Genomic DNA, 10,333 nt, shown 5'->3' with positions numbered 1-10,333 from the left:
TTGATTTGACTGACCGATTGATAGAGGATAGGTGGCATGATGAAAACCCGGAACAGAATACGACTTCATATTCGCGGTTCGGCGTTCTTTGCGGCAAATTTTAGAACGATACATGGCTGAAATGGGTAAGGCATCCAACTCATCAGGAATAGTGGCCATAAAATGAATATTCTCTCCATTCATCGGTGGAGAGAATGATCCGCTTTGCGCGCATCCTTGTATGAAAAACAAAGCAAGTAGGGAGGATAATGCGCTTTTATTACAGAGAAATTTCATGGGTGCCTTCTTTGTATCGTTCAACCGAATTTAATCTGACAGGCACTAAATCAAAGTGGGCGACTGTCAGATTAAGTCTGAATGACTATATCTTAGTCTATTTGCTGTTTCTTGATTCAAGAATGCCCATTAACGTTTCATATTCAGGTCTAACCTCGCCAGAAACAATATCACCATTAGGATAGGTCATAAATGGCATGTCATTATTCTTTCTACCCGTCCAAACTGAAAGCATTTGTTTTATATATATGTAATTTAGATTAATTTTTTTAGCCGTTCCTATTTTATACGTTAACGGACTTCCTTTCCCTATAAGATAAAATGTATTCTCATTGCCATTTAAAAAGCTTTTTGTTAGAAGGGGAAATAAAATTATTTTTTCATGTAAATCCCCATTTATTTTTAAATAACCGCCATCAAATACTGCTGGTGCATTACCATCAGTAACAAATGTTGTTTTAAATCCAATATTATCGTCAATAAGAGGTGCAATTGTTGACGTATCTTTCAGCTTGACTTCAAAAGTAATATTACTCAGTTTCCAATCACACTTCCCTCCCCCCTCCTTAGGGACACTGACCTCAACTTGATTTGACTGACCGATTGATAGAGGGTAGGTAGCATGATGAAAACCCGGAACAGAATACGACTTCATATTCGCGGTTCGGCGTTCTTTGCGGCAAATTTCAGAACGATACATGGCTGAAATGGGTAAGGCATCCAACTCATCAGGCATAGTGGCCGTAAAATGAATATTCTCTCCATTCATCGGTGGAGAGAATGATCCGCTTTGCGCGCATCCTTGTATGAAAAACACAGCAAGTAGGGAGGATAATGCGCTTTTATTACAGAGAAATTTCATGGGTGCCTTCCTTGTATCGCTCAAGAGCGTGTTTCAATAATTCATTTTGGTTAACATCTTGTTCAAAAACATCGTGCAGTTTATTTTCGAGTGCCATAAAAGTAGTGTTACGTTTTGCACTTAGTGGAGAGGCATCTTGATGATGTATTAATTCATCAAATTTATCTTTTGAAGCTATTAGCTTACGCGTTTTCGTTGGCTCTAAGAAACTGAGCAATTGATTATTTATAATGGCTTGATATTTACTGCCCATAAAGTGGTCTGTTGCCGTCGTCATAATCGTATCTAAATCAGGATTATTCCATTGTGGGAATATTTCATCGATAACAGATTTATCTCCCTTGAATGAGTCCACATATTCCTGTTGTTCATTCTCTAGTCCTTTATCTAATGAATTAGCTAGGCTCGGAACTAAATAAAACTTATAGATGCCATTCATACGCCATCTTTTTTTGCCCGTAAAACCGATGCCATTCTTACTTGGGATTCTTTCTTCACCGATTTGCCTCGCCTGAAAGAAGCTCACGGTATTCCCTTGGTGATAATATACTTCGCCCATCTCGGGGAGAGATTTTTGTATTGGAATAGTTGGTAATGTTGCCAAAGTCCAGCTAAAGCCAAAAATGGTTCCTAGCGACCCATAAACTTCAAATAACCAGTTATCCATATTGGTATCAAATGGCACGCTCGTTACGGTATCGGCATCATTAACATGACGGAAATGATTCAGTGATGTTAAGGCTTTGACTCCACTTCCAGTGAGGACTCTCGGCATTCCATACGTATAAAGGAGCGGGTTATTATTTCTTAGCTCTATGGCGTGCAATAAAGCAAGTGCCCCCCCCAAACTATGACCGCAGATAAATAATTTTTTAAGATTAATATGTTGTGATGATTCTTTGATTTGTTTAATTTCATTTATAAAATATTTTTCCATGCACTGATAAGCTTCTAAAAAGCCCTTATGAACCTTGGCTTTTCCACCGGGAAGAATATTCTCTGGGCATGGAATAGGGCGGTAAGTCCCATCCGTCAGCGCATCTCTCGAGCTTGCCGTCCCTCGCCATGCCGCAATAATTTGCGTTTCATTTTCAACAAAAAACATTTGAGTATCATGCTCAAACGTTTCAGGCGTTTCCACTTGTTTAACATCCAGGAATATTGCCGGTCGATAACGTTCTTTAAATGGTACATCGTTTACAATCGCGGGATAAACGGAATGATCATTGATAACAGGGGTTTTTGATAAGTCAAAGCATTGCTGATAGAAAAAAGAAGTGGTCGTATCGGGAGTATTAATAAATTTCCTCATATTAATATCAGGAGAATCTGGGTTAACCATCACTTCATCCTTATACACCAATAGGGACATGAGTCCTAGGTTATACGCATTCACTATATCGTAGTTTGGTGTATGTTTTAGGATTAAAGACCATGCTCTAAACGGACAGACCTCAATCACATGACGTTGATTAAAATCCTCACCGTAAAACTCTAATCCTTTAAATTCATCTTCTTTCGGAAAATGGTAGTAAGGTAGCCCAAACTTAGCTTGTTTCCACTTTGCAATATTAGGGGCTTTGTCACACAACTCACCAATGACAGCATAACGATAAAAATAACCTTTGGATTCGGCATCTGGCTTTACTGTTGAATTAGACTCACCACGCAATGTTCGTAATGGTCGTTTCTCCATTTCATCGGCAAGTTTTTGCCCACCGAGAAATAAACGTATAGGAGAAGCAGGCAATTTATCTGCTCGGATCATTCCGTTTTCATCCGTCTTTCCCGGACGCTCAACTTTACTATTTTTTAAAATATAGTCCATCTTAGAAATGGGTTTATTGTGTTCATCAACAAGCTGAATTTCTATTTTGTTCTTTAACATTCCCGGGCAATCAGAACAATAAACTGAATTAGCATTACTCATAAATAGGTGCTCCTGTTATTTTTCTTGTTCCATAGCCAATAGATAATCCTGATCGGACATATTTTCAATACGTTGTCCGGCTTCCAGCTTTTGTCTCAACCACTGCTCAATCCGGGGTTCTAAACTGCCTTCTGGCTGATCCAATTTCTTCGCCATTACACCGTGGTTTTCCCATAGATCGTTATAGAGAGAGCTGCTTAAGACTTTCAGGCCATAAGGCGAATGCAGCCAAACCAGTTGTAGGTGTTCGCCCAATGTAAAAGGAATATCGTCATTGCCTTGTCCACATTCCTTCGGACGGTGGAAACGTGTGGTCTGGGGCAGGTCAATCATCAGCTCCGTGACAGGAGTCAGCATCAGTGACCAGTCACCGGGCGTGAAGGCCGATACCATCGCGCCAAATACCCGTGTATCCATCATGCGAAATATCACTTGTTCGCCATTCAACATCACCAATTGTCGTCGTTGCCAGTGGGTAAGCTGTTCCTGCCACGACTTATGGCTTCGATAAGCCCAACCCCAGCTGTTGTCACTGAGTTCATGTTTATCTAGCACTGCACCAATCTGAAATAAATTATTTACTTTCGCCTGCACCAGCCACGGGCTTTGTTTCAGCATTTTGCGCATCGGCGTACCGCTATATAGCGGAAAAGCTTCTTCTACCCAGTCATTGAGATAAAAGTGTGCCACCGGATCAGGTTTCGCCAGCGAATTGAGGATAAAGAACACGGGCGCATCATTAGATTGATTCAGCCATTCTTGCCAACTTACCGAGGATTCTGTGTCCTCTACGGGAATTGCATTTTCCATTGTTACGGTTACTCCTTGGCTGGTTTAATAACGGGACTGACGTCTTGTTGTGCCAGTTCCGGGCAATAAGGATGTGCCGGAAATACCATTTCCACCTCCGGCAACGGCTCCATGCCCTCCGGCAGTTGCAGGTCCACCCCGCGTCCGCTGCCGCCTGATCCTTGCCCGACATTAATCGGTGAAGACAAAATCCCTCCCGGGGTCACTTTGAGAAAACTGCCGCCCACTTTCAGGGTAATTTCCGATGCCGCTTCCAATACCATTTTGCCGCCGCTTTTCAGGTGAATTTCCTGCCCGCTATCAATCACAGTGGCATCTCCCGTCTGGATATGCTGGCTGCCGGCAATCCGGTGTGACACATCCCCTTCGGTGGTGATTTTGCGTGAACCAGCGACCTGATGATGGTCATCGGCGCGGATATCGTGGTAGCGGTTGTTATCGATGCGCTGTTTCTGGTCATGTTTGATATGCCAGTAGGCATCGTTTTCGATATGCGCCGTAAAGTCTTTCTGGCCGTGGATATAGACTTCCTCGCTGCCTTTCGCATCCTCAAAGCGCAGCTCGTTAAAGCCTTTGCCTTTATGGGTTTTGGTCTTGAAGGTCGTGCGGGTTTTCTGTGCCGGTAAATCCAGTGGTGGGCGGTTCAGGCCGTTATACACACAGCCCGTCACGATCGGCCGATCAATATCGCCGTTGAGGTAGGAGATAATCACCTCCTGCCCGATGCGCGGTATTGCCATAAAGCCAAAGCCATGACCATTCCAGCCTTGAGCGACACGTACCCAGCAGGATGCGCCATCATCCGCCTTGTCGTAACGGTTCCAGTGGAAATGCACTTTAATTGCTCCGTCTTTATTGACGAAGATTTCTTCTCCTTCGGGACCCACGACGATGGCGGTTTCATCGCCATCTGCTAAGGGTTTGTAATAGAACGGCGGACGCCAGTCGGCAAGGCCGTCGATAAAGCTGAACTGGTTGGAGAGCGTCGTGCCATCACCGCCATCATGACCCAGTGCCTGTGGGCAGCGACCGTGGTGGCTAATACCGACAATCTGCCAGCGGGCATTCAGCGGGGCGTGCGGGTGATTTTTGATCTCGAAGATTTTACCCGGCATCAGTTTGATGCAGTTACTGTTTCCGCTGCCGGTCTTTTTCTGGTTATCCAGCGCTTCATGACGGTATTTTAAGAACGGTTTGGCCGCCGCATCTTTCTGGAAACGTCCGTAACTCTCAAAGACGGTATAGGGGGTTTGGCTGCCAAAGTCGCGAAAGCCTTCACTGCTTTCCATATGGGAAAGGTGATAACGCGGATTGTCGTAGTTAAAGTCTTTGTGGAGGCTGCGTTGCGGACTCATTCCGACCCCTAACCGCACCTGATAAATCGTATCTATCCCATGGGCGGTTTCCGGTTGCGGGCTGTAAACCAGCGGCAGCCCGGCTGTCATCCCCAGATGGCTGTCGCTGAAAAACAATGTTTCATCCTCAAACCAGAAACTGATGCCTTCTTCTGTGGCCAGACGGCTGAAAAACGCATAATCCGACTCGCGTTTCTGGGTGGTGTATTCCCTGTCCTGATGGGTATCGTAGAGTTTGGAATCGGCGCGTACCCGGTGCTTTTTCAGCAGGCCATTCAGGATGGCGGGCACATTTTGTTGATGGAATATCCGGCTGTCCTGATTGAGTGTCAGGTGCCAGAGGGCGGGGCGAACCGTCAGGGTATAGAGGGTTTTATTGCCGTCGGTGCCTGCCCAGTCGGCGTGGGAGATGATACCGGTGATTTTGCGCTGCTGGAGTTCCCCATTAAAGATTTGTAACACCGCTTCCTGCATCAACAAGGCGGTCAAATCCACCTCGTCTAAGGGCTTGAACGGATTCAGACTATGGGTTTTGACCAGCGTCAGGTTCAGGGTAAACAGCTCAGATAACCCTTCCTGCAGGGAAAATTCCCCCACGCTGAACGTATCTTCAGGAAGCCCCGCGACCTGAAAAGTAAACCGCAATCCACTTTTGGCAGAGGACAGCTTATTCATCATATTCACCATGTTTTGTTTTGCTCCTTATTGTTCTTTCTTTATGGCTTACATATCTCTGCGTAATCCATAGACTTCCCAGAATGCCCACAGGGCTTTGTGACGGTTCGGGGTATACACATCCAGCTTGACGAAGGTGGACTGGCCGACAAAACAGGCCATGGCCTGATTAATCAACCGGCAGAAACGGTACATCTCCCCCGGATTGGCGTAGCCGTCAGGGTTCAGTGTGAGTGATAACAGGTGACCCCGGACGGGTCTGCCCTTATACATCCTGTCGGTCAGGCGTTCCTCCACCCGCACGATGCCGTCAATATGCCGGCGGATATGGCGGCTCAGCGGACGATTGAGTTCGGCGTAAGGGTCAAACAGGCGGAGGAAATGTTTCAGGCTTTCGGTAGTAAATAACAACACCGGCGGGCTGGAGAGGCAGGAAAGCAGCGGCCAGCCGGAATTATCCTGTAACATCGACGGGTAATCGGTGGTGACCGGCGTAATATTGTGCCCATTGAGATGGGACGGGGAACCTTCCTGCATCACGGTGAGGGTGCCTTTTTCCAGCGCGATGGCCTGTTCATGGTAACCCCAGGAATGACAGGCGACGGTGATCTCCGGTAAGTTCACGGCGGGTCGGCCGGTCAGGTCAAAAAAATGGAGCTGGTGCGTCAGCCTTCCCGGCAAATCACGCGCGGTCTGGAGCAGGTAGTAAAAAGTGTCAGCTTCCCCATCTTCGGCCAGCCAGCCCATTGCCGGGGTAAACTGGTCAATGGGCAGGTAGCGGTATGGCGTCCCGCGTTGCTGTTTCTCATCAGGCTGCTGAATAACCTGAATATCGCGCAGCCGGAACAATCGCACGGACTCCCCGAACGGCAGGGGATAGCGATGATTTTCTGGCGTCAGCGGAATGGGGAGGCGGGTCAGATTTTCCAGATGAATGGCCGGGACGCAGCCCAGCATAAAGGCATCATCAACGTCTTCCAGTGGCAATTCGCCTTCAAAACGAAAAAGGAGTTCAAAGGTGCCGTCGGCATTCAACGGCACCTCACGGCAGTGGTCGCTGATATCCACCGTCATAAAGTTATAAAGCTGAGGCAGCGCATAATATTCAATGAGAGACTGAAGCCCGGCATAAGTGTGTTTTTCCATCGGCAGGATGGGGGTATCGAACAGATTGTGCCAGCCATAAGGAAAACAGCTCAGTTTTAGCTGTTCACCCCGGACTCTCAGGCTGACGTCACTGATATGCTCATCCAGCCACAGGCTTAATAGCGCCGCCCGTTCACTGTCCGTACCGAGGAAAAAAGACAGTGACCCGCTTTGCCAGACGGGGGAGGGCATGCCTGTCTGGCAAAGCGTCAGCACTATCTCACTGTGCGTGCCGGTTTTCTTCACCGCCCTGTCCAGCACGATAAGGGGTTCGATATGCAGGGAGCGGCAGGTTTTAAACGTGAGTAACTGCCCGTTGACATGGGCAGAAACCGGCGTGCCTGCCGGGATATCAACAGCGCCCTGATGTTCTCCGTCGGTGGGGTGAAATTGCATGACCGTCGTAGGCGGAATGGGACTCAGGGCCAGCGGCCAGATACGGGACAGAATGCCGTGGGTAATTTCGGGGAAATCATCCTCAAGTTTATCCCGTAAGTGGGCGATCAGCAGGGCAAAGGCTTCGAAGACACGTTCAATATCCGGATCATGAGAGGCAAGCAGAAAGTCGGCCAGGTGAGGCGATTCTTTTGCCACGCGTTGAGCCAGTTCCCTCATATAGGCTCTTTCCCGCAGGTACATAGACTCCTTGTTGTTTTTCATTGGCTTTCTCTTTTTATATTAATGTACCGATGAATAATTCATCGGCATGTTATGCGTAAAGTTTATATAAAATCAGTATCTTGTCAGCGTTGGGGAATTATTGTACGGGATTATTAATTATCATGTTTAATGAAATTCAATTTTCTTATGATTTGGGAAAAGTCTTACCAGCGATATCCGTCATGGTTGAGAGGGCACTGAGGCAGGTGTGTTTTTTTGCATTTTGCAAAAATGAATTGTTTGCTGACTTTTGGTCCGGCTTTCTTCACGCTGCTCCGATGTTTTATGACACGGAAAGGACACGATGAAAAAGCCGGGTTTACTGCTCCTGATGGGGTGGATGGTGTCACTGTCCGCCGGTGCCAAAACGGTGATCTATACCGATAGTCAGCACCCGCCGGTGAATCTGACGCCGGATAACAGAGTTGTCTGGCTGGATGCGCCTGAACAACTTCAGCAGCAATACTTTGCTCAGCTTTCCGTTGATCCACGGCAGGCGATGGGACAAGCACAAACGATGCTGCAATCGTCACAGTGGCGTGAGCAGGAACGACAACTTATCAAAGCATGGCGAAATGTCATTCGGGGCAGAGCGCTGGGCATACATAAATACCCGGCGGTGGTGTTTGATGAGCGTGACGTGGTGTATGGCACGGCAGATATCGCCAAAGCGACTGCGCTCAGGGAGCAGAATCAACCATGAATACGCCACGCTTTATTTTTCCTGGGGTTATCACACTGGTAGCGGCATTTGCTCCCGTCACACAAGCCTCCATCAATACCGCTCAAATCGTGGCAAGCAGCTTTTCACCTCCCTGCATTCAGTGGCGGATCAGTGGACTTTGTTACTGGCTGTTTTGTTCCTGGCATGGCTGCACGGTGAAAACCTCGGTCAAAGTCACGCATTTTATTCCCGAAGCGGTGGTCTCCACGTATCAGGCCTCCGGGGGTAACCCGTGGTCAGAAATGGCGCAGGTCAGTCAGTTAGACACGGATTAACAGGTCGTTTCTGTACCGGAACACAATATTACACACTAAGGAAATAATAATATGTCGGATAACGAGGAAAAAATGGGCTGGGATGAGTTGCTGGATGAGTATTTTTTCTCACACATGTTACGACCGGCAACCGAGTGGAGCTACCGTAAGGTGGTGCGGGTATTTATCAACTTTATGGGAGAAACTGTGCTGCCGGCACAGGTGAACCACAGGGATATACTATGCTGGCGGCGCCACCTGCTGAATGAAAAGAAGCAGTCGTGCCATACCTGGAATAATAAGGTCACTCATTTGCGTACCATCTTTAATTTTGGAATAGAGCAAAAGTTATTAACTCAGACCAAAAACCCTTTTCTTGACACTGCGGTCAAGAAAGGCAAGAAAACGAAAAAAGTGTTGAGTAAATCCCAGATAATCCGTCTCTACCTGCGGATGGGGCAGCATGAAGACGAGGAGAAAACCAAGGTAACCCTACAGGGAAGGCATTGTGCGCTGTATCCTGCCTGGTACTGGTTAACGGTACTGGATACATTCCGGTTAACGGGCATGCGCCAGAACCAGCTGTTGCACCTGAGGCTGCGGGATATCAATCTGGAAAATAACTCCATTGAATTGCGACTTCAGGGCAGTAAAAACCATTGTGAATGGCGGGTTCCCATCATTCCGCAATTAAGGGTAAGGCTTAAACAATTGGTAGAACGTGCTAAAGCCTGTGGCATCGGTAATGCAGAACCCATTTTTGACTTAACACGACTGAATTTTCGCTATAACGGCCTGATGACCAGCTACGAATACGACATTAACAGGGAAAAACAACACATACGCTCTTTTTTCCGCCGTCTTTCCCGGGAATGTGATTTCGCGATTTCACCGCATCGTTTCCGTCACACGCTGGCCTCAGAGCTGATGAAAGCACCGGATCGTAATTTACAGATGGTGAAAAACTTGCTGGGACATCGCAGTGTGGTGACAACGATGGAATATATTGATATCGATATGGAAATAGCCGGTAAAACATTGGCGCAAGAACTGGCTCTCTATCTGGATCTTTCCGTATAGCCGATATAAAAGTCATGGAAAAAAATCAGGGCGGATTTCAGTTTGGAAAGGAGGTGGTGTGAACTGCCCTGTATCAACATTGATGGGATGGAAAAAAGTGTGAATACCTGATCCCGCATCCAGTAAGTCTTCACCTTACTTGACATCAGAATCAATTACTGAAATCATTATTTAGATCGAGAAAAAGGGTACTTGCTGAAGCGAGTACCCTGATATCTTGAGTTACTGGCAATTTATCGCCATAATAATGCAAGCTTTTAAAAATAACCGTTGCTTACATTTTCAGTTTTATGGTTCTGCCCTAACTGACTGCTTGTTAAGTAATTTTCTTATCAACAAGCGAGTTCTAAAATTTGGTGCCGGACTCGGAATCGAAAATCATTGTAACTTGTTGAATATACAAAGTCTATAACCTTACTTTCCTTTTATGCCCCTTTTAATGCCCCCAAATTTATTTGCTTACTTTAACTTACCTATCTATCTAATTTTATTTGTTTTTATTACTTATTGTATGCTTTTTCATCATTTTAAAGCAAAAAAGCCGTGAGGGTTAAAAATGGT

General features: G+C 46.5%; 7 protein-coding genes and 2 pseudogenes. 3 read left to right on the top strand and 6 right to left on the bottom strand.

From position 1 onward, the window contains the following. The 6 genes and pseudogenes from PSI22_RS20170 to PSI22_RS20145 all read right to left on the bottom strand — a co-directional run. Window positions 1–276, bottom strand: a pseudogene (locus tag PSI22_RS20170) (hypothetical protein); the annotation flags it as partial. Window positions 277–373: 97 nt separating this feature from the next. Continuing rightward, complete coding sequence (locus PSI22_RS20165; RefSeq protein WP_273581295.1) at window positions 374–1,138, bottom strand: hypothetical protein; 765 nt, start codon at window positions 1,136–1,138, stop codon at window positions 374–376. Next, entirely contained in the window at window positions 1,122–3,068 is a 1,947-nt protein-coding gene (locus tag PSI22_RS20160; RefSeq protein WP_273581294.1) for a lipase family protein, read from the bottom strand. The genes PSI22_RS20165 and PSI22_RS20160 overlap by 17 nt, the downstream gene beginning before the upstream one ends. 15 nt (window positions 3,069–3,083) lie before the next feature. Continuing rightward, window positions 3,084–3,878 carry a DUF4123 domain-containing protein gene (locus PSI22_RS20155; RefSeq protein ID WP_273581293.1) on the bottom strand — a complete coding sequence of 265 codons (795 nt, stop codon included), beginning with the start codon at window positions 3,876–3,878 and terminating at the stop codon, window positions 3,084–3,086. 8 nt (window positions 3,879–3,886) lie between these two features. After that, a complete protein-coding gene (locus PSI22_RS20150; protein ID WP_273581296.1) occupies window positions 3,887–5,911 on the bottom strand; it encodes a type VI secretion system Vgr family protein in 2,025 nt (674 codons plus the stop codon). Window positions 5,912–5,956: 45 nt separating this feature from the next. Continuing rightward, window positions 5,957–7,714 carry a type VI secretion system baseplate subunit TssF gene (locus tag PSI22_RS20145; protein ID WP_273581292.1) on the bottom strand — a complete coding sequence of 586 codons (1,758 nt, stop codon included), beginning with the start codon at window positions 7,712–7,714 and terminating at the stop codon, window positions 5,957–5,959. A 304-nt stretch (window positions 7,715–8,018) separates the two neighbouring features. Between PSI22_RS20145 and PSI22_RS20140 the strand changes: the two genes are divergently transcribed. From PSI22_RS20140 to PSI22_RS20130, 3 genes and pseudogenes are all read left to right on the top strand, one after another. Further along, window positions 8,019–8,417, top strand: a complete 399-nt coding sequence (locus PSI22_RS20140) for a TIGR03757 family integrating conjugative element protein (protein WP_273581291.1) — start codon at window positions 8,019–8,021, stop codon at window positions 8,415–8,417. Next, window positions 8,414–8,698: pseudogene (locus PSI22_RS20135) on the top strand (TraU family protein); the annotation flags it as partial. The gene PSI22_RS20140 and the pseudogene PSI22_RS20135, both read left to right, overlap by 4 nt. 66 nt (window positions 8,699–8,764) lie before the next feature. Then, complete coding sequence (locus PSI22_RS20130) at window positions 8,765–9,772, top strand: tyrosine-type recombinase/integrase (RefSeq protein ID WP_273581290.1); 1,008 nt, start codon at window positions 8,765–8,767, stop codon at window positions 9,770–9,772. Window positions 9,773–10,333 lie beyond the last annotated feature (561 nt).

The sequence above is a fragment of the Xenorhabdus aichiensis genome, assembly GCF_028598775.1.
GTDB lineage: Bacteria > Pseudomonadota > Gammaproteobacteria > Enterobacterales > Enterobacteriaceae > Xenorhabdus > Xenorhabdus bovienii.
This window is presented reverse-complemented; position numbering and strand designations above follow the sequence as displayed.